This window comes from Orrella marina, assembly GCF_003058465.1.
GTDB lineage: Bacteria > Pseudomonadota > Gammaproteobacteria > Burkholderiales > Burkholderiaceae_B > Algicoccus > Algicoccus marinus.
Genome location: NZ_CP028901.1, coordinates 3,298,309 through 3,324,934, shown reverse-complemented (window position 1 = coordinate 3,324,934; position 26,626 = coordinate 3,298,309). Strand labels below are relative to the sequence as shown.

Here is a 26,626-nt window from a genome sequence, read left to right as displayed (position 1 = left end):
ACGACCGGATTGGCCGGTTTGTCCGTGTTCCCACTCTTTCCGGAATCAACTGTTCATCAACTGGAGTTTTGCGATGCAGAGCAAACTGACCGCTTACCTTGAGAGCCAGCGCCGCGACAGTAACTGGAGCGCCCTCCTCAACCCCTTTCTATATGAAGTGTTTGCGACGCTGGGCGAAGAGCAGGCACGGCATCTGCTGGTCAATGCCGGCATTCGTGCAGGACAGGACCTGGCACTACCAGCATGTGAATCGATCGCGCAGTTGGAGCTCGAGGCCAATCTGCACTGGAGCCGGCTTGGCTGGGGCCTGGTGACCTTCATCGAGCACAGCGATTACCTGGAAATCACTCACGAGTGCATTCCAGCCCAGGCACCAGAATATGGGAGCTTCGCTGACTTCCTGCAAGGGGTGTACCAGCAGTGGTTTCGTGCCGCAGGAGCAGGAGATCACTTGAAAGTTCATCAAACAAATGAAGCACATACTGGCGTTTTTTCGTTTAGATTAGTAGGATAAGAGCAGTTTATGCCGAATCCATTGCCAGAAAGTCTTTCTTAAGGTATTTCCATGAGCAAATCGGAAGATGTCACCAAGCTTTTTGCCATGTTCGGCGAGAAGAACACAGATCAGTATCAGGAAATCTACGAGACCGAGCAAAACCGGGCAACCCGTGAACGGTGGCCGGTATTTCAGCGTATTCATGTTCAATCCGATGCACCTGAGCCCGTGACGCCGGTCACATCACGTGCCCCCCTGCCACGACCCTTCAGCTCTGTTCCTCAGTCCAGTACTGCTGCGACATCCTCGGCTGCCCCAAAACCGTTGTTTCCGGTCGCATCGGCTGAGTACAGGGATACTGCGCCAGCTACGCAGTTCGCTCCTCCCTCGCACGCCCGGGTAGAGCCACCTGCCGTTGCGCAGTCACAGTCCGCACACGAGACGTCCGGGGATCTCCGTGCCCTGTTCCAGCGACTCGAGGGCCGCAGAGCACCACTTGCCTCGCATCCTGAACAACCAGTCACACCACCGCCTGCCGCGGCACCAGAGCCTGCCGGCTCTATCCGCTCACTGTTCAGTCGCTTAAGCCGCTAATGAAGAATGTTCTGTCGATCGTTTCAGCAAAAGGCGGCGTCGGTAAGAGCACGGTCGCTGCCAATCTGGCCGTTGCCTTGCACGAACTGGGTCACCCGGCACTGGCAATTGATCTTGATCCTCAGAATGGACTGCGGTTTCACTTTTCATTCGAAGCGGGCAGTGCGCCCGGACTTGTCAGTGCGGACGCGTCAAATTTTGGCGAACTGATCGAGATGACACCTTCCGGTGTAGCGCTGTTGTCGTACGGAGAGTGCACGGAGACGCAAAGAAGGGACTTCGAGGGCCGCTTGATTGACAACCCTCGCTGGCTGGTAGAGAGACTCAATCAACTGAGCATGCCGGACAACGCGGTCGTGGTACTCGACACGCCGCCAGGACCGTCGGTTTACATGACCCAGGCACTCACAGCTGCCACTGTGGCGCTCACAGTGGTGCTACCTGACGCCGGTTCATACGTGACCTTGCCGCAAATGAAATCGTTGTTCGATACTTATTGCATCGGCAGATCAGAGTTTCGCGACTACGGCGTGGTCGTCAACCAGAGCGACCAGAGCCGCGCACTCAGTCGCGATGTATTGTCGATGCTACGTGCATCGTTCGGAGAACGTATCGTTGGACGGATCCATCAGGACCAGTCCATCAGCGAAGCGCTCGCCTGGGGACAAAGCGTGTTGCAGTACGCTCCCTTCAGTGAAGGTGCGAGTGACTTGCGTGTATGCGCGAAGTGGGTCAGCGCCAGGCTATCCAGCCCGGGAGCTGGTCGATGACCCCCACTTTCAGAGCCAGGATAGCCAAAGCTGGCAATTCGCTTGTCAGCCTTCCTGTGTGGTCTTATCCGATCTTTCAGTGGCTCGCACTGTCTGTTTCGTTGCTGTTTTTTATCAGCGTGGTTGTCACTCCACTGAGCCTGACTCACCAGATTCTGTTCGGTCTCATTACTTTCGCCACGGCCTACGCCATCACCAGGGTTTCGACCAATCGGCTGGCTGTGCTGATACTGATGATGCTTTCATCTGCGGCCAGTCTGCGCTATCTGTATTGGCGCGTCACAGAAACACTGGGCTTTGAGAACTGGGTCGATGCGATGTTCGGCTACGGTCTGATGATGGCAGAGCTTTACGCGATGCTCACGCTCTTTCTGAGCTACTTTCAGTCGGCATGGCCGCTGCAGCGCAAGCCTGCATTCATGCCGCCGGACAGCTCGACCTGGCCGTCTGTCGACGTCTTTATTCCAACCTACAACGAGCCGATCTCGGTAGTACGGCAGACTGCCGTCGCTGCCAAACTGCTCGACTGGCCATCGGATCGTCTGAACATCTACGTGCTCGATGATGGTCGTCGAGATGAGTTACGCGAGTTCTGCGAGCAAGCTGGCATCGGCTACCTGATTCGCCCGGACAACAAGCACGCAAAAGCAGGCAACATCAATGCTGCATTAGAGAAGACGGATGGCGAATTTGTCGCGATTTTTGATTGCGACCACATACCGACTCGATCGTTTCTGCAAATCGCACTGGGCTGGTTCATCAAAGATCCCAAGCTCGCCATGCTGCAGACACCACACGTGTTCTTCTCCCCCGATCCGATGGAGCAGAATCTGGATGTATTCAATCGGGTTCCTAATGAAGGGCAGCTTTTCTACGGTCTGACTCAGGATAGTAATGACCTGTGGAACGCCACATTCTTTTGCGGGTCTTGCGCAGTTATTCGCCGGGAGCACATGATGCAGGTCGGTGGCATGGCCACTGAAAGCGTGACCGAAGACGCGCTTACCGCTCTCAAGATGAACAGCATCGGGCTGAATACGGCCTACCTGGCCCTGCCACTGGCGGCCGGGCTTGCAACCGAGACGCTGTCACGCCACATCGGTCAGCGAATCCGCTGGGGGCGTGGCATGGCGCAGATCATGCGCAACCACAATCCGCTGGTCATCAAAGGTCTGAAGCTCAGCCAGCGAATCTGCTACCTCAGTGCTTCGCTGCACTTTTTCTATGGTCTTCCACGGCTGGTGTTTCTGACTGCACCGCTGGCCTATCTTTTTTTCGGGGCTCACGTCTTTCAGGCCGCCCCCTTGATGATTCTCGCATATGTCTTTCCTCACATTCTGCACGCACAGATCACAAACCTGCAGATCCAGGGTCGATTTCGCCATTCTTTCTGGAACGAGGTTTACGAGTCGGTACTGGCCTGGTATCTCATGCGACCAACACTGGCCACGCTGATCAATCCAGACAAGGCAACTTTCAATGTCACTGCGAAAGGTGGAATCAAGAACGAGTCATACTTTGACTGGGTGCTTGCACGCCCCTACATCATTTTGCTGCTGCTCAACGTGGCAGGTATGTTCATCGGTATCTGGCTGATCCTCACAAGTGGCGGTGACCAGTCTCTGATCTACACGGCCGTCTTCAACCTGGTCTGGACAACACACAACGTCGTCATTTGCGGTGCCAGTGTGGCCGTTGCTGGGGAACAGAAGCAGTTGCGCGCGTCACCTCGTGTGAACTTCAGCATCCCGGCCACACTGGCACTGCCCACCGGACACCGGTTTGTGTGTCACACCAGTGACTTTTCCGCAGACGGCCTGGGTCTGGTCATGAAGGGTCCCCTGAACATCGAACTGGGAGAGCTGGTGTACGTCTCGCTGTTTCGGGGTGACGAAGAAGAGATCTTTCCGGCCAGAGTTCGATTCAACAGTGACAACAGGATCGGGCTGCGCTTCTATGAGCTGTCGATCGAACAGCAAGTGCGACTCTCACAGATGACCTTCGGACGCGCGGATCTGTGGGCTCAGAAATGGGTCAACACGGTTCCAGACTCTCCTCTGAGCGCCATCAGGCAGATCGGCCGGTTTGGGGTGCGAGGCGTTTTTCTGCTGATCCGGGAGTCCGGCAAGGCGATTGGCAACCGGGCGAGTCGGGTCTGGAGCCGGAGGCCGGCTCAGTCATGAGAACGCCAAAACGGTCCTGGCTGAATCTCAGGAGCTGTCTGGCAGCAATCGCTGCCAGTCTAGCCTGTGCCACCTGGGCCCAAACCGAACCGGCAAATCCGCATGGTGAGAGTGTCGGTGGTAGTGCCGGCTGGAATGCCGGCTCGTACGACGGTAGCAAGCCCGCAAGCACCCGGCAATACGCCATCCGACTGGACCCTTACAGCAATGCTCCCCAATGGGACCTTCGCGGCGTGGATGCCCGCAGGGGGGTCGCATTCGGTGTGCGAGAAGATCAGCATATCCGGGGCCTGACGCTTGATCTGGCCTACACCTACTCCTCGGCACTCCTCGAAAACCTGTCGCATCTGAATGTTTTACTGAATGGAGGTGTAATTGCCACGCTGCCACTCCCCGCACGGTCAGCCACTTCGTTAAACCGCACCCAGATCGACCTGCCCGTGGCCGGACTGGAGCCCTACAACGTGCTCGAGTTGCAACTGATTGGTCACTACACCATGGGCTGCGAGAACCCGTTGCATCAAGATTTGTGGGTCTCCATTGATCAGTCCAGCAAGCTGGTGTTCGACGCCGAACCGCGTGCGTTGCCTGACGATCTGGGCATCCTGCCAGTGCCGTTCTTTGATGCCAGGGACCTGCGCATGCAGAAGATGGCATTCATACTTGGCCGCCCATCGGATCGTCGGCTAGAGGCAGCCGGCATTCTTGCGTCCTGGCTCGGAGCACTCGCCTCCTATCGGGGAACGGAGATCTCGATTGCATCGGAGGGCATTCCGTCCAGCGGACATGCCATCATCGTGCTCGGGCCGAACGAATCACTGCCAGGTGTAGACCTGCCCTCCATCCAGGGGCCCACTCTGGCGATGCGCACCAACCCCAACGACCTGACGGGCAAGCTTCTGCTGGTCATGGGACGCGATGATGATGAGATTCGCAAAGCGGCTGTCTCGCTTGCTCTGGGCGCGCAGACACTGTCCGGGCCGACCGTGCAAGCCAAGGACATTCAGGCTGAGCCACGCAAGCCCTACGACGCACCCAACTGGCTGCCCACGGATCGTCCGGTTTATCTGGGCGAACTACTTCCCTCCGGTGACATGACGGTTGCAGGTTTTGATCCGCCACCGATCAGCATGGGCGTTCGGCTTCCTCCCGATCTTTCTGGCTGGCGCACCCTCACTGTTCCCATGGATCTGCGCTATCGATACACGCCATTGAGCAAGGTGGAGGACTCTACACTGGTGGTGCTGATCAACCAGCAGTTCGTGCAGGAAGTCAAGCTTGGAGACTCTTATGAAGGGGCTTGGGGAGCACTGACCCAGGTACCCGGCATCGCCAGTCAGACAATCCCCTTGCCGCTACCACTGCTGGAGTCTCAGGCTCAGCTACAGTTTCAGTTCAAGTACCCGACTCCGCTGCGAACGGAATGTGGTGGCAGCATGCTCGACACACGCCACAGCGGGATTGACCCGCAATCAACAATCGACCTCACTGGTCTGCCCCATCATATGGCCATGCCTGATCTTGCCGCATTCCGCACGGCGGGGTTTCCATATTCGCGCATGGCCGACCTGTCAGAGTCCGTTGTCCTGCTTTCGCAAAACGCGGGCACGCATGAGATAGCAACGTTCCTGACCATTCTGGGAAAGATTGGCCAGACCACGGGCTATCCCGCAACCGGCCTGACGGTCAGGCGCGAGGCGAACGATCTGGAAGAGAAAGACCTGCTTCTGATTGCGACAGATGATTCCACCGGCATTCTTGCCAGATGGCGAGATCACATTCCAGCGCCCGCACCTGAAACAACCCAAAGTGACTGGTGGACTTCGCTGAAACGTTTCTTTACGACCAACCCGTTCAGCCACCAGACACCGCTCCCGCTCACCAGGCCCGTCAATGGCGTTTACGTAGCAGGTTTCGAATCACCAGTCACCAGTGGACGCAGCGTCGTGGTCGTCGCCGGTGAGGGTGGGCAGAGTATGCAGGAGGCGGTGCAGTTCATGCTGTTCGATGATGATCAGGCACAAGAATTCCAGGGCAGCCTCGTCTCCGTACGCAATGACCGGATCGAATCGCTTTCAACCGCGCAGACCTACTACGTCGGCAGCCTGGGCGTCTTTCAGAGCGTCCTCTGGTTTCTGTCCGATCACCCGGGCATTCTGTTCGTGATTTTTCTTGTGGGTGCCGTGCTGACTGCGGTCGTCTTGTACCTGTCACTGCGTGCCAGAGCCCAGAGCCGTCTGCTGGTCGGATCTCCCAGTGCGCACCAGCCAAACGATAACGTGTAGGTAATAAAGCAATGAAAACCGCCTTCTTGTCCAGCAAATTACGTCCAGCACCGGCCACTGCGGTTTTTGCGTTTGCTGCCATTATGCAGGTTGCGGCTTTGACGCTGGGTAGCACAGGCGTGGCCTTCGGTCAGCAACTTAATCCGGACCCGTCCGCCTGGCCTACACTGCCGTCAGCATCTGCGTCTGCGACGAGTGTTGAAGCACCGGCACTGAATCTGAAGTCACTGGAAACACCGTCACCGATTCCATCGCGCCCGCCCAAGGTCGTTGAGCCCAATCACCGCTACACCTTCGAAGAGCTCGGTGCACGCTACCCTTTCAGCCTGCGCGGCATCGACGGCAGTGACAGTGTATTTTTCAATGTCAGGGCTGACGAGCTGGTCACTCGTGCCGAAGTGGACCTGACCTATAGCTACTCACCCGCTCTGCTCAGTGAGTATTCTCATATCAACGTTCTGGTCAATGACGAGATTGCCTTCTCCATTCCGGTGCCACGTGACGAAGCAGGCAGAACGCTGAGAAGAAATATCAATCTGCCCGCACATCTGTTCACCGAATTCAACCAGTTGAGATTTCAGCTGATTGGTCACTACACCCTGGAGTGCGAAGACCCCCTGCATTCCAGCCTGTGGGCCAGCATCAGCAACAAAAGTACCTTGTCACTGAATGTGGATCACATCCCCCTGCCGAACGAGCTGTCCAAGCTCCCGGTTCCATTCTTTGACCAACGTGACTCTCGCACACTACAACTCCCCATTGTCTTTGCCAATGACAGAACGGAGACGACGCTGGAGTCGGCCGGCATGATCGCGTCATGGTTTGGCGCTCTGGCCAGTTACCGCGGCGCATTGTTTTCTGCTCACCTCGATGGTAGCTATCCCGCCAAAGGTAATGCCATCGTGCTGATGAAATCAGACACATCAGCATCATTGCCGGCTGTCTCGGGCCCGACTCTGGCCATTACTGCCAATCCGAACGACTCCAGTGGCAAGCTGCTATGGGTGATGGGTCGCAACGCACAGGAGATCAGGCAGGCCGCTCAAGCACTCGTCACAGGCGCGGCCACACTGACCGGGCAGGCTGTCACAATCAGCCAGATCGACCAGATCGATCCTCGGCAGCCGTATGACGCACCGAACTGGGTTCGTACCGACCGACCGGTCCGGTTCGGCGAGCTGATTCCAGAGCAGAATCTGAATTCGATCGGCTATCAAGGTGGCCCCGTAAGAATGGACCTTCGTTTGCCTCCCGACTTGTTTGGCTGGAGAGCACACCCGGTTCCAGTCGACCTGCGCTACCGTTACACCGTTCAACCGGGCACGACAGATTCCGCACTGATCGTCAGCGCCAACGAACAATTTCTGCGCTCTTTCTCACTGGAATCAGCCGAAGAGATGAAGGACGAATCGTGGCTTAAGAAACTCGATCCTGGTTCCATGTTTCCTGTAGATGTGAAGATGGGGGTTCCGCTGGATCTGCTGAAGTCTCAGTCTGAGCTTGAGTTCCGGTTCATGTTTGACTACATCAAGGAAGGTGCTTGTCGGGACATCATCATCGACAACGTACGCGGCCGGATTGATCCGGACTCGACAATTGACTTCAGCGGCTATCCGCACTTCATGCCGCTACCGAACCTCGAGGCCTTTGGCAGGACCGGCTTTCCATACACACGGCTCGCGGATCTCTCGCAGACCGCCGTCATCCTTGCATCGCCCCCCTCCTCCGAAGATGTCTCGGCGTATCTGACACTGATGGGTCGATTCGGCGCGTCGACGGGCTATCCCGGCACCCACCTCACCGTGAGACTGGGTCAGTCTGGTTTGGAAGTTACAGACAAAGACATTGTGATCATCTCTTCCGGCGACCAGCGCTGGCTCGAGGGATGGTCAGAACACATGCCGGCCATGCTGGCAGGCGAGCGAAAGCGATTCGGAACATCGGATCTTCTCTTCAGATCGGTGGACTGGATCCCACCGGATCCGCGCACGGTCCAGAGCCCAGTACGTAACGACCTCGTCTACGATAGTGCCGGCGAAGTAGCAATTGTTGCCGGATTCGAATCACCCGTCGCACCTGGCCGCAGTGTTGTGCTGATCGCAAGCAGTCAGCCACAGGGACTCGCTTTGGTGAACAAAGCGTTGCTGGGTGGAGACGATTTCAGTGGCAACCTGATGGGTAGCCTTGCCGTCATCCACCCAAACGGGGTGACTCCACTGGCTTCGCAGTACAGTTATTCCATTGGAGAACTCGGATTCTGGCGCGGACTTGAATGGACCATCGTCCAGTACTGGCCAGGTGCTCTGTCGTACTGGTGGGTCGGTGCAATTTTTCTGGCGCTGTTGCTGCTTTTTCTGATATCCGTCTACAGACGTCTGTTTCGTCGCCGAAAAGGCTCGTGAGGAGCACATGATGCGAGCAAGCAAGATCGGAGCACTTGGTAGTTTTCTGGTGATGATGGTACTGCAGCCAGCGCTGTCCGCTACGAGCACGACCTGCCAGAAGGCAGAGTGGGCTTTGTGGAGTGCGTTCGAGAACCACTTCATCCAGGACAGCGGCAGGGTGCTGGACGCCAGTACACCGATGCAGCACAGTTCGTCAGAAGGACAGTCTTACGGCATGTTCTTTGCCTTGGTTGCCGACGACCGCGACCAGTTCGACCGGATGTGGAACTGGTCGATCGACAACCTGAGCGGTGGCGACCCCACCCGCCAATTGCCGGCATGGATATGGGGCAAGGCCGACGACGGATCCTGGCGGGTGCTAGACCCAAACTCCGCATCGGATGCCAATCTCTGGTACGCGTACGCATTGCTCGAAGCCGGCCGCCTCTGGAGCGAACCCACTTACACGAGGCAGGCTCACAATCTGCTGGATCTCATCGAGGCACAGGAGGTCGATTCGTTACCCGGGCTTGGTGAGATGCTTCTGCCTGGCCGCGAGTGGTTCTTCAATCCGGAAGAGCAAACCTGGCAACTCAATGCCAGTTACATGCCTGTCCCATTGTTACGGCGCCTTGCACTCGAACGACCCAATGGCCCCTGGTCGAAAATCGCGGATAACACAGCGACCCTGATCGCCAAAACGTCACCAAAGGGCTTTGCACCAAACTGGACCACTTACCAGGCAAAGCAATCACCACCGTCGTTCATGGTCGATCCCAGAAAAGGCCCCGATGGCAGCTATGACGCCATTCGTACCTACCTCTGGGCTGGCATGACTGATCACCGCGATCCGCTTTACAGTCGGATATTGAAGTCGCTTGACGGGATGATTACTGCAACCCGGAATGACAGCCAGCAGTTCCCCCCTGAAGTCGTCAACACCCAGACTGGTGAGCTTTATCGCAATGGACCATTCGGATTCTCTGCGGCACTACTACCTTACTTTGTCGCCAACCGGCAACCTGACTTACTGGAGAAACAGTATCAGCGCGTGAACTCAGCGTTACTCAGGACTGCTGGACTTGAAGCCAGTATCGACCAGCAACCGCCCTATTACGACTATGTCCTTAGCCTCTTCGGACTGGGGTGGCTCAACAATATGTACCGTTTCCGACCTGACGGAACGTTATCTCTGACCTGGGGGAAAGGGTGTTTAAACACAACCGGATAGCCTGTGGCGTTCTTGTCGCGTTACTCAGCCAGGCCAGTTTTGCGCAGAACGACATTAACCAGGCGCTGATTGAGCGCGGCCTGTTCTGGCAGCAACGGGACGACAGCAAGCGCGCAGCAGAGGCCTGGAACAAGCTGCTCGAAGTCAGTGCCGACAATCCGCAAGGACTATACGGACTTGCCACGATCGATCTGCGCGCTGGTCGCATCGACCGTGCACGCAGCTACCTGCAGCGACTGGAACAAACCAATCCCTCCAGCCCGCTCGTGGTCCAGCTCCGGCAGGACATCAAGCTGGCCTCCGCACAAAGCAAGGTACTCCTGGAAGATGTGCGTCAGGCGGTTGCATCGTCTGATGTCGACACCGCAGTTCAGAAGTACGAGCAGATCTTTCAGGGGCAGCAGCCCGTGGGATCAGTCGGCAGGGACTATTACACGTTGCTTGGCTATACGCCCGGTGGTATGGATGTCGCGATCGATAACCTCAGGCGTCTTCAAAAACAGTCACCTGAAGATGCGAATCTCGAACTGGCGCTTGCCCGGCATCTGGCTCGCAAGGAAGAAACCCGGACCGAAGGCATTGCCCGTCTGGCCCGACTGTCCGCCAACTCGGAAATCGGTAATGACGCGGCTGAAAGCTGGCGCGATGCATTGATCTGGCTCAGCCCCCCGCAAGCATCAGTGCAGCCACTCTATCGTGAGTACCTGAACAAGCATCCCGATGACACGGAAATTCGCGAACTACTCGAAGAAGGTGAGGCCATTACCGCCGAGGCAAGCAAGCCCGCCCCCAAGGCGCCCCCCGACCCGCTTCGCCAGCGCGCAAATGCCGCACTCAAGGAGATTGATGCAGGCAACACGGCAACTGCCAGAGCAGAGTTTGAGGCAATACTGACCCAGCGCCCGAATGACTCTGAAGCACTCGGCGGAATGGGCGTGCTAGCCATGCGGGAAGGTAACTGGAAGCTGGCACTGGACTACCTCACACGAGCTCGCCGCGGCAATGCCGCCTGGCAGTCGTCCCTCAATACGGCCCGCTACTGGGTAAATGTGGATCAAGCACAGGCGGCTCTGGATGCAGGCGACCTGACCCAGGCACGCCGCATTGCAACACAGAGTACGCGACTCGCTCCTGGGGAGGTGGCTGCCAACATTGTGCTTGCGGACATTCTGCTTGAGGAAGGCAAGACTGCTCAGGCGACCAATGCCTATCGAGCCATCCTCAAGCGCAAGCCAGGTGATTCCCAGGCACTATTTGGATTGAGTCGTGCCACCAGACTTTCTGGTGATCCGGCCGAGGCCAGCAGACTGCTGGAGCAGGCGCTACTGGCGAATCCGGAGAGCCCATGGGTGAGATACGAGTTGGCTCAGACTTACCGTGACGCTGGCCGCACCCAGGAGGCTGACCAGATCATCAATGACCTGGTCAAGGCCAGTCCCGACAATCCGGAAGTGCTTTACATCAGTGCCATCATGGCATCGGAAGAACAGAACTGGAACCAGACGCTGCGAATGCTGGATCGTATTCCAGCGGATCTGCGCACCGCGCCCATGGATCAGCTTTACGCGACCGCAAATCGTCAGCTGCAGATCAGGGAAGCAGTCAACATGGCTCGCTCTGGACGGAAAGCCCAAGCCATCAAGTGGCTCGAACAGATTCGTAGCGATGCAGGCAATGACTGGCCTGTCACCAATGCAGTCGCCCGCGCATACGTCGATATCGGCGAAACCAGTCGCGGACTCGCCTTGCTCAAGCCTATCCGTAATGAAGGGGGCACTCGCGGGGTGAACGCGACCATCGCTTATGCGGGCTTGTTGCTGGCCTCCGGACAAGATCTGGACGCTTCACTCATGTTGCGCCAGTTGCAGGAAAGCAAGCTGACGGCATCCCAACGTGAACAAGTCGATGCGCTCGCTGACGGCTATCGGGTCAGACAGGCAGACCAGTTGACCGCCAGGGGCGAACTCGCAGCTGCCTACGATGTCATTGCTCCGGTGCTCAAGCGTCGCCCCGATGACCTGGCGGCCCAGGGTGCACTGGCCCGCATGTATGCTGCTTCCGGCCAGCCGGAAAAAGCGCTCGCCATCTACGAAAAGCTGCTTGCTGCCGACCCTGACAACCCGCAAGTTCACCTGGGGCTGGCTTTGCTTGCCCAGCAGATGGGCAATGACCGTCAAGCAGCTCGAGAAGCCGAGAAAGCGGTCGAACTCGCTCCCGACAACAGGGATGTGCTGGTCTCGGCTGCCAGCATCTCCAGGGACTCGGGCCGAACCGGAGACGCAGTCGCCTTGCTGGAGCGAGCGTTAGCACTCGAAGCCCCCGACACACAGTCCGCACGCACCGCGGGCACAGAGCCGTCAGACACAACCGGCAATCCATTTGCCACACAACCGACCCAGGTCGCTGCGGCAACTTCATCTGATCTGGCACGAGAACTCGAGACGCTGTACGAGCAGCGCAGCGCGCAAGCCATTGGGGGCGTGGAATTCCGCAGCCGGAGTGGCGAATCGGGCACCAGTCAACTGACAGAAGTCCAGGCGCCGATGGAAGCATCATTTCCCGTTGGGAATGGCCGAATGAATGTCAGAGTCACCCCCGTCACGCTCGACGCTGGTGCGATCGGCAGTGTGCCAACCTACGTCGGTCCTGCCAATCTGCTGCAGTACAGCCCGTTGCGGGTTAATGACTCGAGTCAAAGCGGTGTTGGGCTGTCCGTTGGTTATAGCCTGCGCGGCATGCAGTTCGACGCAGGTGTGACGCCGATCGGATTTCAGGAGACAAACTTCACAGGCGGAGCGCTTTTCAGTGGCACGCTCGACAATGCCGCGACGATGGGTTATCGCCTGGACATTTCACGTCGGCCCGTAACCGATAGCATGCTGTCCTTTGCAGGTCGTCGCTACGATGATCTCGGACTCGAATGGGGTGGCGTCATGGCCACGGGCGCCCGCCTGACTCTTTCTAAAGATTTCGGCAAAGCCGGCATTTACGGTTCTGCTGCCTGGCACAGCCTCAGAGGCAAGAATGTGGCAACCAACCAGCGCACCGAGTTCAATCTGGGTGCCTATTTCCGGGTCATTGAAGAGTCAGACACCAGGCTGATGGCCGGTGTCAACCTGAACGGGACCTTCTATCAGAAGAATCTGGGCTATTTCACTTACGGCAGTGGCGGTTACTTCAGTCCCCAGCAGTATTACGCCCTGTCAGTGCCCGTATCCTGGGCGCACCGTTCTGGTCCGCTGAGTTTCAGGTTTGACGGTGCAGTCGGGATGCAGCAGTTCAGACAGTCTGATGCGCCCATATTTCCGAACAATCCGGAGTTGCAGGCGTATGCAGAGCAGATGGCGGGCGCCAACAACCTGTTTGGTAGCGGCTATTATCCGGGCCAGAGCAAGACCGGATTTAGCTATAACCTGAGAGCATCAGCCGAGTACCGGCTCAACCCCAACCTGGTGTTTGGTGCAACATTTGGTGCCGACAACGCACAGGACTATCAGGAGTGGGCGGGCGGTATTTACCTTCGATACTACTTCCAGCCACAGCGCAACGTTTTACTTGATTTACCAGTTCAGCCTTATCGGTCACCATACGGAATCACCTACGGTCGTTAATTTGAGAACATAAGAGGGGAAGACCATGTTGACTTCAGCGTTAGCAGGGCTATCGATTCTGATTGTCGGGGACAGCCATCTGACTGTCCCCTATTATCTGATCGATTCGTTGCATTCAGGGCTTGAGGAGCAGGGCGCCGAGGTGCGCACATTTGGTGTGTGTGGAACCAACCCAAGTGACTGGCTCAAGCCAACAGTAGGAACATGTGGCGCGGCTGAACGTGAGCCAGGCGGCAAGGTCAAGGTGCTGCCAGCGAGCACGTCGACCATCGAAATTGACCAGATGATCGCGCGATACAAGCCCAATCTTCTGGTCGTCGTGATGGGAGATACCCTGGGCGCCTACAAGGAGCCCGTTTTCCCGAAAACCTGGGCCTGGCAGCAAGTCACTGGCTTGACGCAAGCAATTGCTAAAGCTGGCACTGCGTGCGTCTGGATTGGACCTCCGTGGGGCACAGAAGGACAGAAGTTCCACAAGACCGAAGTTCGCACCAGGCAGGTTTCAGCATTTCTCGCGTCCAACGTGGCACCATGTGAATATATCGATTCCACACAGCTTTCCAAGCCAGGAGAATGGGCAACCAGCGATGGTCAGCACTTCACCCGCTCAGGCTATCAGTCCTGGGGTAAAGCACTGACACAAGAACTACTTGAATCACCGACCGTTCAGAAACTAGAAAAGAAATGAAATCTGCTTTTGCCGCCACCCTCACTGGCGTCCTGAGCCTGTCGACGGGATCTGGCCTTCAGGCCACAGAAATCAAACTCTACCCGACCGGCCCGGCCCAGGACTCTGCTTTCGTGCGATTCGTCAATGGAAGCACGGATGACACACTCAGCGTGCAGGCGGCAGACTCGAATGCCTCGCTGGAGCTGACTACCTCGTCCCGAGCAAGTCCTTACATGCCAGTCACTGGGGGGACCAGTATTGGCGGCACGCTCAGGCTGGGCACCGATACCGAATCAGTCCAGGTCAAGATCCTGCCTGGCGAGTTCGTCACGGTGCTCGGATTTGACTCTGACCAGAAACTGCAGATCCGTGAAGTCCGTGAGGAAGGCGACGGATTCACGGCCGTGCGGGCATCAGTCGCGTTCTACGACCTGAATGAAGACTGCAAACAACCGGGAGTCCAGGTCGCAGGCAGACAGGTGTTCCTCTTTGAAAACGGTGAAGTGGGCAAATGGGCACGCCGTCAGATCAATCCGGTACCGTTACAGGTGCAACTGACCTGCTCGGGCACGCCGACTGGTGAACCACTGAATATGGGTACGTTGCAAGCTGGTGAGCGTTACAGCCTGTTCCTGGTGCCAGGCGATCCCGCTCGCAGTCTGTTTTTCATCAAAGATTCTGTCGCGAACTAAGTCTTGCGATGATCTTCTCCTCGATCGAGTTCCTGACGCTCTTTCTGCCAGCGTTTCTGGCGATCTATGCGCTTTGCCCAAAGCCGGCGCGCAATGCCACGTTGCTGATCGGAAGCTGGATCTTCTATGGCTGGTGGAGTCCAGCCTTCCTACTACTGCTGATCGGTGTCACCGCGCTAGCCTGGGCAGGTGGTCTGGTCCTGGATCGTCTGGCTGACAATCGCTCACGCAAATGGGTGCTGGTGTTGTTAATTGTCATCAACGCCGCGACGCTGTTCTGGTTTAAATACATCAACATACTGATAGAAACGCTTAGTGACCTGATCGTCTATGCAGGCGGGATGTCGGTGGCCTGGCAGCAGATTGTGCTGCCGATCGGCCTGTCGTTTTTTATCCTCCAATCGATCTCCTATCTCGTGGATGTCTACCGCAGGGAAGTTCAGGCACAGAGACGGTTTGTGTGGTTTGGCGCCTACCTTGCGATGTTCGGTCAACTGATTGCCGGTCCGATCATCCGCTACGAGTGGGTCGAGCGAGAGCTCGCCAGTCGTCCGTTTTGCTGGAACAGCTTTGCACTGGGCGCGCGCCGATTCATGGTCGGTATGTGCATGAAGGTGCTGATTGCCGACACACTCTCCCCGCTGGTTGAAACGGCCTTTGCCCTGCCTGAACCAACATTCATGGATGCCTGGCTCGCTTGCCTGGCTTATTCGTTGCAGCTTTTCTTTGACTTTGCCGGCTACAGTGCCATGGCCATCGGCCTGGGACAGATGCTGGGGTTCCGGTTCCCGGAGAACTTCAACCACCCCTATCTGGCCAACAGTATTCAGGACTTCTGGCGTCGCTGGCATATCTCGCTCTCATCCTGGATCCGGGACTATCTGTACATCCCGCTTGGCGGAAACCGAAAGGGGTCTATTCGCACATACGCCAACCTGATCACCACCATGGCGATTGCCGGAATGTGGCACGGCAGCGACAACTGGAATTTTCTGGTCTGGGGGCTTTTGCATGGGTTCGCACTGGCCACCGCCCGGATCTGGAGCCGCTCGAGCCTGCCGGCGATACCAGGGCTGATTTCCAGGGCAGGCACCTTGCTGTTTGTCTGCATGGCATGGGTGGTGTTTCGCGCAACCGACTTTGAGAGTGCGCTGTCTTTATACAGAGCACAGATCGGAATGCAGGGATGGGCCCTGGGCGAGGCTCTCAGAACAACGTTGCAGTCTGCACAACTGGTGGCGATCGCACTGGGCTTGGCATGTATCGTCGCACCGCTGGCACGCGATACCGCACGACGACTTACGCCGGGCCCAGTACTGGCGTTCGCGGATTTGTGGCCTGTGTTCGGGTTCGTTCTGGCCATGGCGCTGATTGCAAGCCGGCAGGCCGTGCCTTTCCTTTATTTTCAGTTCTAAGGGAGAGGCATATCATGAAGACCGCCCTGATGAACACAGTCAAGAACGTCTCCCCTCAAAACCTGAGGCAGACCAACTCCGGTACTGATGATGAGCAGCCGGCACAACCCTCGCAGTCTGCCGCCCGGATTGCCGGACTTGTCATGCTGCTCACGCTTGTGGCTGGCGCGGCTTCGATCGCCTGGAGTCTTGCAACCGGCCGGATCGATTTAAACGCTTCGACATGGAGCCTCAAAGGGGTCCTCAGCGGTGAGAGTGCTCTGCATCTGGCAGACGAAATCGCCGATACGCCTCTGCCCACTGCCCTGGCTGACGCAGAGCGCGCGGCGAGCTGGCTCATCACGGGATCCCTCGGGCCACGCGTTCGGCGAGGCTGTAAAAACTGGCTTTTCCTGACTGATGAGCTGTCGGTGTACCCATACGCCACACAGAATGCTGCAAGACGCCTGGAGACGGTGATCAGAGTACGCGATCTCCTCAAAGCCAATGGGACAGAACTGGTGGTGGCCACCGTCCCGGACAAGAGCCGGGTCCAGCAGGCACAACTGTGTAACGTCTATCGCCCACACTCGAGCGCAGACCGTCTCGCACGCTGGGAGCAGGCCCTGACCGACGCTGGCGTGCATCACACGTCGCTTCTGGAAGGGTTGACGGCGATTAACGAAGCGAGCGACAAGAGAAACGGTCAAACGAGCAATGAACAGGCATTCCTTGAAACGGACACACACTGGACTCAAACCGGCGCTCACGGATCGGCACAGGCAATCGCCAGCACAGTAGATCTGCTGAATATGGATCTCACGCCCAGACAGTCTTATGCGCTCAGCCTGGGCAAACGACAGCCACGCGATGGCGACCTGGTTCGTCTGGCAGGCATCGACTGGTTGCCACTATCGCTACGACCCAAACCGGATGTCGTTGAGCCAATCGAAATTCACCCCATCCAGACACTGAACTCCCTTACCGAGTCTGATGTGGGCGACGGTACGAGCGACACGAATGACACTGCACTGGACCTGTTCGGTGACACCAACCTGCCCTCGGCAGCTTTGATCGGAACCTCGTTTTCCAGGACATCTTCATTCGTACCGTTTCTCGAAATGGCCTTACAGACACCCGTGCCTAGCTTTGCCATGGACGGTGGAGATTTCTGGGGCTCCGCACAGAAATACTTGTCATCGAATGAGTACCGGCAAGCACCACCAAAAGTAGTTTTCTGGGAGATTCCCGAGCGCGTCTTGCAAATGCCCATCTCTGCGCACGAGCAATCCTGGATGGATAACCTGCCGACACGCTGATGAGACCAGCTAATTCGGTATATGCGCGCAACTCCTTGGTCACGATCGTCAGCGGAACGACCGGAATCCAGCCTCTGTCCCTTTTGTCCCATTTGTCCCATTTGTCCCATACTGACCAGGAGCAGACGAGCAAGGCCTTTACCAGTTATCGCCTTACAGGTTATAGGTTATAGGTTATCAATCAACGACGCTGCAACAAGGCCGTCAACACAGGTCAGAGTCACGCACGAGGGCAAGCCATGCCAGACAACACTAGTAGCACTCCGGATTTTCTTTACAGAATCACCATCGACGGACTCCCCGTCGAAATGGAGTGCCTGCGCACAGGTGCCATCTATCTGATCAATTTCGATGAGTGGGATGACTGCACACTGTTGCTGCGTCAGATCCTCAGAAAAGCTGATGTCAGCACTCGAGGAGTACTGATCACAACATCGGATGCATCGGCATCAGTTCAGCGAATGCAGGACACCATTTCGGCGCACGATCTCAGAACATTTCGTTTTATCGAAGGGTCGTTGACTGCACTTAAAACACTGACGAATGATCTTGATGCAACAATTCGGCCGCATCAGCGCACCATCATCCTGATGCTGCCAGAGAGTGTCACTAGCCAGATAAGCCAGGAACACCGTCGTGCCATACTTGCCAGCGCGCAACAATGGATTGCAAAGAATGACTGTGCCGCGCTCATCCTGAGTACAGGCGGCAACCTGACGCGCAACAGCAGTGCCATGCTGGAGAACAACGATTTGCTGGCCGGGCTCGTGCATCTAACGAGAATCTCCGAGACGCAGCTGGAATATCGTTGCGCATACTGGCGCTCGGCACTCGGTGTGACAGGTGTCCGAAACCTCAGCATCATTCAGAAAGTCGACGAACTACACGTTCAAGCGGATATGACCGCACAGGACCCGATGCCAACGGTGGCCGATGGTAATCGATACATCATCGAGCGATCCGTGCTGAAGGATTTTGGGCAAATCCACGAAGCTGGCTGGGAGATCATAGACTCTCGGGAGCAGGTGTATGAACGGGCCCGACAGCAAGTCAACGCAACAGTCATATTTGCATTGAACAGCTTTCAGCAACTCCCCGAGATCGCTCGACTCATCCATTCCTTGCGACGCGAGCGTGGACCATTAATCAAACTGGTGGTGCGAGAGAGCATCAGTCAACTGCGTCTGCGAGACGAACAGAATCTGCTCGATTGCGGCGCCACGCTCGTGCTTGGTACGGATCTTAGCTACACGCGATTCAAGTCCTTGCTGGAGAATATCCAGACGGTGCGCTACACGCGGGAGCTAAGCCAGTCCGTCGATTCACTGTTCCCCGAAGAGGATATCAGAGGAGTTCATGGGGTCGTCGCACCATCGACATTCCTCACCCGAGTTCACGCCAGAATCAAACAGGATCTGAAAGACTCCAGACAGACCGGGGCCAAGAATGGCGCATCAAAAGCGAACAAAAAGTCGATGGAGTTTCTAGGTCTGCTGGTCTCGATGCAGCCAGTGCCCGGGCTTTCTGCGCAGCAGGCGTTGAACCAGCTGAACATAAGGCGTTTTGAAGATCTGGCCTGCAGTGTTGCCGACGAGGTCTACGTTTTTCTGCACGGATGTTTACCCGAGGTAGTACCCGCCGTCTTGCAACAACTGTTTCGCCTGCCGTTTGACGAAATCTTCATCAACCACACTGTGTTCGAAGATCTGTCCAGCATTCAAGGCGCGCTTCAGCATATCGAAGAGAGAATGAGCCAGCTTGATGATGTGCCACAAGCATCGACAGACCCGGCTACCGAGTCAGCACCGGGCGAGAATGCCATTCGCTATGCGCCGCAGCGTGTCCGCCTGTCACTCGTTTAGGCAGGCAGCGCACCCGCGCGCCCGCTATCGTGGAGCAATCATGCTGGAACATCCCTCAATGCTGCGACCTGAGTTAAACCCTCAAACTTATCAACGGCGTGCACATAACAGTCGTAAACTGCCAATCCTCCATATCACTGAGCCCTTACCGATATCGACCGCTCGCGCATGCTGACACATGGAACCGTCGGATCGACTATTCCTCACATAAACATCGACGCTAATTGAACTGACCAGTTAAAACGACCTTGCCGCACACCAACTCATGCAGGACAACATGCCATCAAACGAAGTGAACTCGCGGACGCTACCGGACACGACTGTCCGCTGGACCGGACTTGGGCACTGGAACTTCTATTTTCTGATCAAGCTGCTGCTTTTCTGGAATGGCTACCTGCAGTTCAACGTTTTTACAACATCCTGTTTGCTGCGGCACTCCTGTTTCCGTTAGGCCATGGCTGGCTCAACAGGATCCGTCACATCATCGCCATCCCGTTCGCGATCGCCCTGCTGTACCACGACTCCTGGTACCCGCCCATCGAACGACTTCTGGCGCAACCTGAGGTCTTCAGCTTCTCGCTCTGGTACCTGCTTGAACTGATTGAACGTTTCATCAACTGGCAACTCGTCGGAGCAGGTTTCATCACCCTGGTCGTATACCTCTATCTTTACCAGTGGCTACGACTCACGACGCTGACCGTGCTGACCCTGACAGGCATCGCACTGAACCAGTACGTCACACTACCGACCTGGATCACCCAGCCTGCCATCACAACCATCGCCCAGGCCCAGCGTGCGATAGCCCCGAACACGGGCGCAGGTGCCGCCGACATGCCAGAGGTTGTTGCGCAAGGACCTGCTGCGTCCACAGGCAAACCCACCGACGACGTCCTCAACTCCTATCTAAGCGACTTCTACAAGCGGGAAAGCACGCGTCGCGTGAACTTTCCTTCAACGACGTCAGGACCGCCCTTTGACATCCTGGTCATCAGCATCTGCTCACTGGCCTGGTCCGACCTGCAGGAGGTGGACATGACTATTCACCCCATCTTCAAGGACATGGATGTCATCTTTGACAACTTCAGCTCTTCAACGTCGTACAGCGGTCCCGCTGTCTTGCGCATGCTCAGGGCAAACTGCGGTCAGACGCCCCACGCCGATCTTTACAAGGAAGGTGACTCGGCCTGCTATCTGTTCCAGACCCTGAACACCCTTGGCTTCACATCAGAAGCGGCGTTGAACCACGATGGCAAATTTCAAGGGTTTCTGGACGAGATCCGGACTAACGGCAACCTGCCTGCACCTTACATCCCGACCGACATGCGACCGAGCCTGACCGGGTTCGATGGATCCCCGATCTGGGACGACTACAGCACCCTGAGCAACTGGTGGCAAAAGCGTCTGAACGAGAACGCAGACCGGGTCGCACTGCTTTACAACACCATCACACTGCATGACGGCAACCGTGAAGCGACTGCTGACGGCGGAGGCCGCACCGCACCCTATCGGCCCCGGGCAGAGAAATTGCTCGACGGGATCATGCAGTTTATGACCGAACTCGAACAGAGCGATCGCAGGGTGATGGTCATCTTTATTCCTGAGCATGGTGCAGCACTCAAAGCCGACAAGATGCAGATTGCCGGCATGCGCGAGATTCCGACCTATGACATCACTCACGTACCAGTGGGCGTGCGTCTGATCGGCACTGCCGACACATCACCCGTCTCGCCTGTTCATGTCACCGGGCCGACCAGCTTTCTGGCGCTGTCTGATCTGATTGCCAGAGTGCTGAACGAGAACACCTTCGAAGAGACCCGTATCAACTGGGAAGCGCTGATCAAGGGGCTGCCCGAGACCGAGCACATCAACGAAAATGACGGCACGATCGTGATGCGCTACCAGGACTCGCCGTTCATCCGCCTGGGTGGCAGAAACTGGATTGAGTACCCACAATGAACAACGCTCCTGATTCCGTCTTCGAACTCCATACCGGCAGCACGCTTCGACCTGCTGATGATCTGGTTTCGCTTAAACAGCATCTGCCGGGCGGACAGTTCCACTACGTCGACATTGCCACACAGCAGGCACGCGAAGATGCTCTCATCCGCTGGCCGCTGCTAGCCGAGGTTGATCTGCATGCTCATCGCTCGAGCAGATCACGCGGGCCCTTGGTCGAGACGGAGGGCTCATGAGAGCGATCGGGATACAAGGGCTGCGGGGTGGAGTTGGCACCACCAGCATGGTTGCCATGCTCGCCGACGCCTTACTGGACTCCGGTCAGCGGGTACTGGTCATCGATCTGAACACGAGCGACATGCTCCGACTGCACTTTAACGTATCGTTTGAAGATCCGACTGGCTGGGCGCATGGCCAGCAAATCGGAGAGTCCTGGAACGAGCATGCATTCGAGATCACACAAGGGTTAACGCTGATTCCTTTCGGACGGTTTGGACTCATTGACCATGATTTATCACTCCAGGCAACGGCACAGACGGGTTCGCTCAACTGGCTCAAGGATCTCGTCAGACTGCAACCGTCACCAGACTGGATACTGATCGGTGTGCCCTGTCATCTGGCAACGCAAGAAGCCCTTGAAACTGTCCTTGACCTGCGGATCGTGGTTGCAAGTGTCGATGTGGCATGCCATATCTTGTTAGCACAAACATCCTGGCCCGCCAGGGCCCGGCTGCTGGCCAACATGCAGGACCCTTCAAGGGATCTGCCCAACGATCTGATCGTCGACTGGACAGCGCGCTACCACGACAGACTGCTACCGGTGACGGTCAAGCGTGATGAATGCGTGCATGAAGCACTGGCCTTGATGACGCCTGTCACACGCGCCTTTCCGGATTGCAGTGCCTCACTGGATGCGCAATCACTGGCTACCTGGTTACAGCTGCATGTGAAGGCTCGACCATGAACGGACGCAATTTCCTTCTGAGTCATCGATCACAGGGGGCGATACACTCCGCCTACCAAAGCGCGCGTATCAATCGCGAGATGGGACGCGTGACTTCGCTGCTCTACGCTGCGGGCATGATTCTGGCCCACCTTTTTCTACGACTCGACAGTCAGAGCTGGATCGCCCTCAGGGCACGCATGCATCCGTGGTTTGCCCATCTGAACAATCGACCCTATCAGTTCGCCGATCCAGTCCGCTATCTGTTGCAACTTCTCTGGGTTGTCACGGTCTTGCCCGTGCGGCATATCCAGCCAGGTGCGTCCAGACTGCGCAAGCGCATCAGGCAGTCTGCCCGGCAGATCCGGCAGACTTATCTGGCTTTCCTGGGGCGAATCCCGAACCGCCTTCAGTCTGCTGCAAGTATGCGGCGGCTATCACAGATGCATGCCACATCAAGTCTGGCCACCCGGGTGCTGATTTACGGCAGCGTCGTGATCATCAGCTTTCCGCTTGCCGCCCTGCTGGTGACCCAGCCGTTCAGTCTGCTCGCCCAGTCGATATTCGTGGCTTTGTTGTGGGTCATGGCACTGGTGGTCAAGCGCATCCCTTCAAGATTCTCCACATTCGTGCTGATCGTGCTGTCATTGACGGTCTCGACCCGTTACCTCTGGTGGCGCTACAGCTCCACTCTGAACCTGGATGACCCGCTCGATGCGTTCTTCGGCATCATGCTGATCGTCGCGGAAACCTACTCCTGGCTGGTTCTGGTGCTGGGTTACGTCCAGACGGCCCGTCTGTATCTCAAGACCCTTGAGGAAGTAGCGCCCGGATCGCAAGCACTGGCCCAGGCAAAAGCACTGGTTGAGCTCACGACCGAGGAGGCACAAAAACTGCTGGCGCAAGCCAGGCTTTTTGCTGCGGTCGGGCGTGTAGGCGACGCACGCAAAGAATATGACGCACTCTTCAAGGGTGCCTACCCGACGGTGGATCTGGCGGTCGAGTACTGGCGGCTACGCGGGCGCGAACAGGTTGACCGGCAGGAGGCAGACCAGCAACTCCAGGCACTCCTAAAGAAGTACCCCCGTCATCCGGACATTCTGATCGCACTGGCCAACTACAGCTTTGATGATGACAGGCCTGAACAGGGTCTGCAGTACCTGCACGAACTCTCCAGAATCTCCAGTCAGCGCGAGATTGCGTCTGCGCGCGAATTTGAGTATCTCAGCACCCTGCCTGTCACCGAGCGATCCGCCACGTTGTGGGGAGACTTTGTGGTGCGCTACGCAGGAACCCGTCTGGAAACAGAAGCCCTGGACATTTTGCGTCGCCAGCGCGCATTGCTCGACGATCCGGTCTGGGTGGCCGGCCGTCTGGGTCTGGACATGATTGAAGCTGGCGAAGGAGAGAAGGCCCTCTCCAGACTCAGGGCTGCAGTGAAGGCTTACCCTGAAGATCCCCAGTTGCTAGGGGGCCTCGGGCTGGCGTACCTGCGCATGAACGACCGGGCTCAGGCACTCAAGTACTTCGAGCTCGCCAAAGAAAACGAACTGCTTGTCGACTCGACCTGGCGCTGGGTCAGTCTGATCGACTCGACACAGTACTGGATGCTGCTCAATCAGGCTAGTACCGCACTGGAGAAGTCGAACTGGGCGCTCGCCACCCGACTGTATCAGCAAGCCCATGAGCAGGACCCTCAGAACCCGTTTGCGCTGGTTGGACTCGGTGATACTGCGCTTGGGCAAGGCCAGAATGAGCAAGCGTGGCGCTACTATCGTCAGGCCTTTGACCTGGATCCAGCCAACTCGACGGCGATACGTGGTCTGTTGGCGTATCTCTCGACGCTTGAACCATCGGTCGCCCTGGAGCGACTCAAATCATTTCCTGCGTCTCAACAGCGCTACCTGGCTGATTTGCGACGCGGCTTGCAAGTCGCAGATCTGGAAAACAAGGCGCTTGCCGCGCAGGCACAAGGCCACTGGCTCGAAGCATCTCAATGGCTGGAGCAGGCGCAAGCACTGGATCTGGGCGACCCCTGGTTGAGCTTTCGTCTGGCTAACAGCCTTCGGCAGGCAGGCGAGCCCCAGGCGGCATTACAAGCCTATCAACGCCATCTGGCCAGATTTACCAAAGACCCGATCAGTGTCTATGCGTACGGCCTGCTGCTGGAGTCGCTCGATCAATGGGAAACGGGAATCACCGCGCTTGATGCCGTGCCGCGTGCGCAGTGGACGGACGATATGATCGCGTTACAAACTCGACTGAAGACACGCTTGCTCATTGCCAAGGCACAAGCACTCTACGATTCGGGCGATGTGGACGGTGCATTCGCCCTTCTGGAGCAACCCCCACAAAACACGGCGCTCGCGCTCCAGCTGGTTGAATGGTCACTCGCGACTGGCCGTGATGCCAAGGCTCTCAAGATTTACCAGGAAATACTGAAGAAAGAACCGGACAATATCGACGCCCGACTCGGCGAACTCGAAGTGCTGATCGCGCAAGGCAAGCTCAACGACGTGCGGCAACGTCTGGTCGCGAACCCGCCAGTGGTGCCAATCGAAGAGACTGGGCCTTCGCGACGGCTGGCGATGATTCTGGCGATCGCTGGCGACAAGCCCCAGGCCTTTGCCATCTTCAGGAAACTCACCGAACGCCCAGGCCCAGCGGATCCACTGGTTTATCGAGACTACGCCCGTCTGATCGCAGCAGATGATCCGCAGGGCGCGCTCGATCTGTATCGAACCGCCATGGTAGCGTCTGGGCTTCTCACTCCGCCGCCAACCCCGACGCCATCCTCGCCATTGCTGCGACCAGCGGTCTTCGATCCCTCTGACCCGGACACCACTTCTGACTCCGTGGAGCCGTCCAACGCGACCGCAGCCCTGGATGATTCAAGCTTCACGCGCGCCATGCGTACGCCTGACGAACCCCAGGACTGGCTTCAAAGTAGCATCCGGTCTGATGCAGCAGAACTCTACCAGCAGAACAATCCGACACTAACACTGAGTTCTGATTCCTGGTTCAGGCAAGACGGGACACCTGGTGTGTCTCAGCTACGGGCCAACACCACCATGCTGCAACTGGATATGCCGGTTCAGTCAGGTACCGGTTTCCTTCGGGCAGACTACATCACCATGAATGCCGGCTCATTCGACACCAGCAGCAATGGCGAGATCACCGAACGGTTTGGCACATGTATCCTCGACGGCCAGACCGCCACGGGGCAGTCCGTATCGCTACCCGGGTGCAGCAATGTGCCCGCACAGACCACTCAAGGCACAGCAATGGCACTGGGATGGCAGGGTGAGAACTGGGGGTTTGACATTGGCCACACGCCCACCACATTCGCCGTCTCCAACTGGGTGGGGGGTGTCAACTTTGAAGGTGATCTGGGTGAAATGGGCTGGCGCGTGACGGTCTCACGGCGTCCGCTGGCAAACTCGCTACTTTCTCTGGCGGGCACGACGGACCCCGGAACAGGCACAGTCTGGGGAGGCGTTCTCGCCACAGGGGCTACTCTGAGTCTGAGCTGGGATGAGGGACTGGAAAATGGTGTCTGGGCCAATATCGGTTATCACAAGCTCACCGGAACGAACGTAGCGGACAACAACCGCCTGCGTCTGATGGGCGGATACTATCGCCGTCTGATCAACAAACCCAACGAGTTGCTGACTGCCGGGGTCAACGCCATGTACTGGCGCTATGACCGGGATCTGAGCAACTTCACGTTTGGACAAGGTGGCTATTACAGCCCGCAGATGTACGCCTCGCTAGGACTACCTGTTAGCTATGCCCGGCGCTGGGATGACTGGTCGTTTTACATTCAGGGATCCGTATCGGTGTCAGTCGCCAGAACAAACGATCAAACGTATTACCCGCTGATGGGCGCCATGCCAGGACCGGTCAACGCGCTGATCAGTCAAGGCGCCACCCCGGGCAGCATCATGGCCTCGAACATGAGCACAGGCAGCACAGGCACGGGATTTGGCTACACGCTGCGCGGCGCCATCGAGCGCAGGTTAGGCAATCACTGGGTAGCGGGCGCTGCCATTGATCTGCAAAGAAGCCAGGACAACTACGCGCCCAATCGGGTGATGGTGTACCTGAAATATTTCTTCAAACCGTGGCGGGGAGACTTGCAGCTGCAACCAGCTGGATTGACCCCCTATGTGGATTTCAACTGAGTATCCGGCATGATATCTGGTGCGCTCGCGCTGTTGCACACTCCAGCCAGCA

18 protein-coding genes are annotated in these 26,626 nt (G+C 57.2%); all 18 read left to right on the top strand.

Features of this window, described 5'->3' with window-relative positions; all coding sequences use genetic code 11:
* Positions 1-73: 73 nt before the first annotated feature.
* The 18 genes from bcsD (at position 74) to DBV39_RS15030 (ending at position 26,574) form a co-directional block, all read left to right on the top strand.
* Positions 74-514, top strand: coding sequence for a cellulose biosynthesis protein BcsD (gene bcsD, locus DBV39_RS15110; RefSeq protein WP_108622246.1), 441 nt, complete (start codon positions 74-76; stop codon positions 512-514).
* Positions 515-565: 51 nt separating this feature from the next.
* Positions 566-1,090 carry a BcsR/BcsP family cellulose biosynthesis protein gene (gene bcsR / locus DBV39_RS15105; protein WP_108622245.1) on the top strand — a complete coding sequence of 175 codons (525 nt, stop codon included), beginning with the start codon at positions 566-568 and terminating at the stop codon, positions 1,088-1,090.
* Positions 1,090-1,860: a cellulose biosynthesis protein BcsQ gene (gene bcsQ / locus DBV39_RS15100; RefSeq protein WP_108622244.1), complete on the top strand. Its 771-nt coding sequence runs from the start codon at positions 1,090-1,092 to the stop codon at positions 1,858-1,860. The genes bcsR (DBV39_RS15105) and bcsQ (DBV39_RS15100) overlap by 1 nt, the downstream gene beginning before the upstream one ends.
* Positions 1,857-4,043 carry a UDP-forming cellulose synthase catalytic subunit gene (gene bcsA, locus DBV39_RS15095; RefSeq protein ID WP_108622243.1) on the top strand — a complete coding sequence of 729 codons (2,187 nt, stop codon included), beginning with the start codon at positions 1,857-1,859 and terminating at the stop codon, positions 4,041-4,043. Before bcsQ (DBV39_RS15100) ends, bcsA begins: the two co-directional genes overlap by 4 nt.
* On the top strand, positions 4,040-6,328 hold the full coding sequence (bcsB, locus tag DBV39_RS15090; RefSeq protein WP_159078980.1) for a cellulose biosynthesis cyclic di-GMP-binding regulatory protein BcsB: 2,289 nt from the start codon (positions 4,040-4,042) through the stop codon (positions 6,326-6,328). Before bcsA ends, bcsB (DBV39_RS15090) begins: the two co-directional genes overlap by 4 nt.
* An 11-nt stretch (positions 6,329-6,339) precedes the next feature.
* Complete coding sequence (gene bcsB / locus DBV39_RS15085; RefSeq protein ID WP_108622241.1) at positions 6,340-8,730, top strand: cellulose biosynthesis cyclic di-GMP-binding regulatory protein BcsB; 2,391 nt, start codon at positions 6,340-6,342, stop codon at positions 8,728-8,730.
* Between the two features lie 7 nt (positions 8,731-8,737).
* Positions 8,738-9,943, top strand: a complete 1,206-nt coding sequence (gene bcsZ / locus DBV39_RS15080; protein ID WP_108622240.1) for a cellulose synthase complex periplasmic endoglucanase BcsZ — start codon at positions 8,738-8,740, stop codon at positions 9,941-9,943.
* Positions 9,922-13,554: a cellulose biosynthesis protein BcsC gene (locus DBV39_RS15075; RefSeq protein WP_108622239.1), complete on the top strand. Its 3,633-nt coding sequence runs from the start codon at positions 9,922-9,924 to the stop codon at positions 13,552-13,554. The genes bcsZ and DBV39_RS15075 overlap by 22 nt, the downstream gene beginning before the upstream one ends.
* Positions 13,555-13,579: 25 nt before the next feature.
* Entirely contained in the window at positions 13,580-14,242 is a 663-nt protein-coding gene (locus DBV39_RS15070) for an SGNH/GDSL hydrolase family protein (protein ID WP_108622238.1), read from the top strand.
* Positions 14,239-14,916, top strand: a complete 678-nt coding sequence (locus DBV39_RS15065; RefSeq protein WP_108622237.1) for a cell division protein FtsQ — start codon at positions 14,239-14,241, stop codon at positions 14,914-14,916. Before DBV39_RS15070 ends, DBV39_RS15065 begins: the two co-directional genes overlap by 4 nt.
* 8 nt (positions 14,917-14,924) lie before the next feature.
* Positions 14,925-16,331: an MBOAT family O-acyltransferase gene (locus DBV39_RS15060; protein ID WP_108622236.1), complete on the top strand. Its 1,407-nt coding sequence runs from the start codon at positions 14,925-14,927 to the stop codon at positions 16,329-16,331.
* 14 nt (positions 16,332-16,345) lie between these two features.
* The gene (locus tag DBV39_RS15055) at positions 16,346-17,629 is read left to right on the top strand and encodes an alginate O-acetyltransferase AlgX-related protein (RefSeq protein ID WP_108622235.1); all 1,284 of its coding nucleotides are present in this window, start codon (positions 16,346-16,348) and stop codon (positions 17,627-17,629) included.
* Positions 17,630-17,868: 239 nt separating this feature from the next.
* Positions 17,869-19,491, top strand: coding sequence for a BcsE family c-di-GMP-binding protein (locus DBV39_RS15050; RefSeq protein WP_108622234.1), 1,623 nt, complete (start codon positions 17,869-17,871; stop codon positions 19,489-19,491).
* Positions 19,492-19,768: 277 nt separating this feature from the next.
* A complete protein-coding gene (locus tag DBV39_RS20090; protein ID WP_227870660.1) occupies positions 19,769-19,942 on the top strand; it encodes a cellulose biosynthesis protein BcsG in 174 nt (57 codons plus the stop codon).
* The gene (bcsG, locus tag DBV39_RS15045) at positions 19,873-21,447 is read left to right on the top strand and encodes a cellulose biosynthesis protein BcsG (RefSeq protein ID WP_227870935.1); all 1,575 of its coding nucleotides are present in this window, start codon (positions 19,873-19,875) and stop codon (positions 21,445-21,447) included. Before DBV39_RS20090 ends, bcsG begins: the two co-directional genes overlap by 70 nt.
* Positions 21,444-21,683: a BcsR/BcsP family cellulose biosynthesis protein gene (gene bcsR, locus DBV39_RS15040; protein ID WP_108622233.1), complete on the top strand. Its 240-nt coding sequence runs from the start codon at positions 21,444-21,446 to the stop codon at positions 21,681-21,683. Before bcsG ends, bcsR (DBV39_RS15040) begins: the two co-directional genes overlap by 4 nt.
* Positions 21,680-22,411, top strand: a complete 732-nt coding sequence (bcsQ, locus tag DBV39_RS15035) for a cellulose biosynthesis protein BcsQ (protein WP_108622232.1) — start codon at positions 21,680-21,682, stop codon at positions 22,409-22,411. Before bcsR (DBV39_RS15040) ends, bcsQ (DBV39_RS15035) begins: the two co-directional genes overlap by 4 nt.
* A complete protein-coding gene (locus DBV39_RS15030) occupies positions 22,408-26,574 on the top strand; it encodes a cellulose synthase subunit BcsC-related outer membrane protein (protein WP_108622231.1) in 4,167 nt (1,388 codons plus the stop codon). The genes bcsQ (DBV39_RS15035) and DBV39_RS15030 overlap by 4 nt, the downstream gene beginning before the upstream one ends.
* Positions 26,575-26,626: the final 52 nt, after the last annotated feature.

Coding starts and splice junctions, on each gene's coding strand:
- bcsQ (WP_108622232.1), top strand. CDS start 21,680: ATGAGAGCGATCGGGATACAAGGGCTGCGGGGTGGAGTTGGCACCACC.
- bcsB (WP_108622241.1), top strand. CDS start 6,340: ATGAAAACCGCCTTCTTGTCCAGCAAATTACGTCCAGCACCGGCCACT.
- bcsZ (WP_108622240.1), top strand. CDS start 8,738: ATGATGCGAGCAAGCAAGATCGGAGCACTTGGTAGTTTTCTGGTGATG.
- DBV39_RS15060 (WP_108622236.1), top strand. CDS start 14,925: ATGATCTTCTCCTCGATCGAGTTCCTGACGCTCTTTCTGCCAGCGTTT.
- DBV39_RS15065 (WP_108622237.1), top strand. CDS start 14,239: ATGAAATCTGCTTTTGCCGCCACCCTCACTGGCGTCCTGAGCCTGTCG.
- DBV39_RS20090 (WP_227870660.1), top strand. CDS start 19,769: ATGCCATCAAACGAAGTGAACTCGCGGACGCTACCGGACACGACTGTC.
- DBV39_RS15055 (WP_108622235.1), top strand. CDS start 16,346: ATGAAGACCGCCCTGATGAACACAGTCAAGAACGTCTCCCCTCAAAAC.
- DBV39_RS15050 (WP_108622234.1), top strand. CDS start 17,869: ATGCCAGACAACACTAGTAGCACTCCGGATTTTCTTTACAGAATCACC.
- DBV39_RS15070 (WP_108622238.1), top strand. CDS start 13,580: ATGTTGACTTCAGCGTTAGCAGGGCTATCGATTCTGATTGTCGGGGAC.
- bcsB (WP_159078980.1), top strand. CDS start 4,040: ATGAGAACGCCAAAACGGTCCTGGCTGAATCTCAGGAGCTGTCTGGCA.
- bcsR (WP_108622233.1), top strand. CDS start 21,444: ATGAACAACGCTCCTGATTCCGTCTTCGAACTCCATACCGGCAGCACG.
- bcsQ (WP_108622244.1), top strand. CDS start 1,090: ATGAAGAATGTTCTGTCGATCGTTTCAGCAAAAGGCGGCGTCGGTAAG.
- bcsR (WP_108622245.1), top strand. CDS start 566: ATGAGCAAATCGGAAGATGTCACCAAGCTTTTTGCCATGTTCGGCGAG.
- DBV39_RS15030 (WP_108622231.1), top strand. CDS start 22,408: ATGAACGGACGCAATTTCCTTCTGAGTCATCGATCACAGGGGGCGATA.
- bcsD (WP_108622246.1), top strand. CDS start 74: ATGCAGAGCAAACTGACCGCTTACCTTGAGAGCCAGCGCCGCGACAGT.
- bcsA (WP_108622243.1), top strand. CDS start 1,857: ATGACCCCCACTTTCAGAGCCAGGATAGCCAAAGCTGGCAATTCGCTT.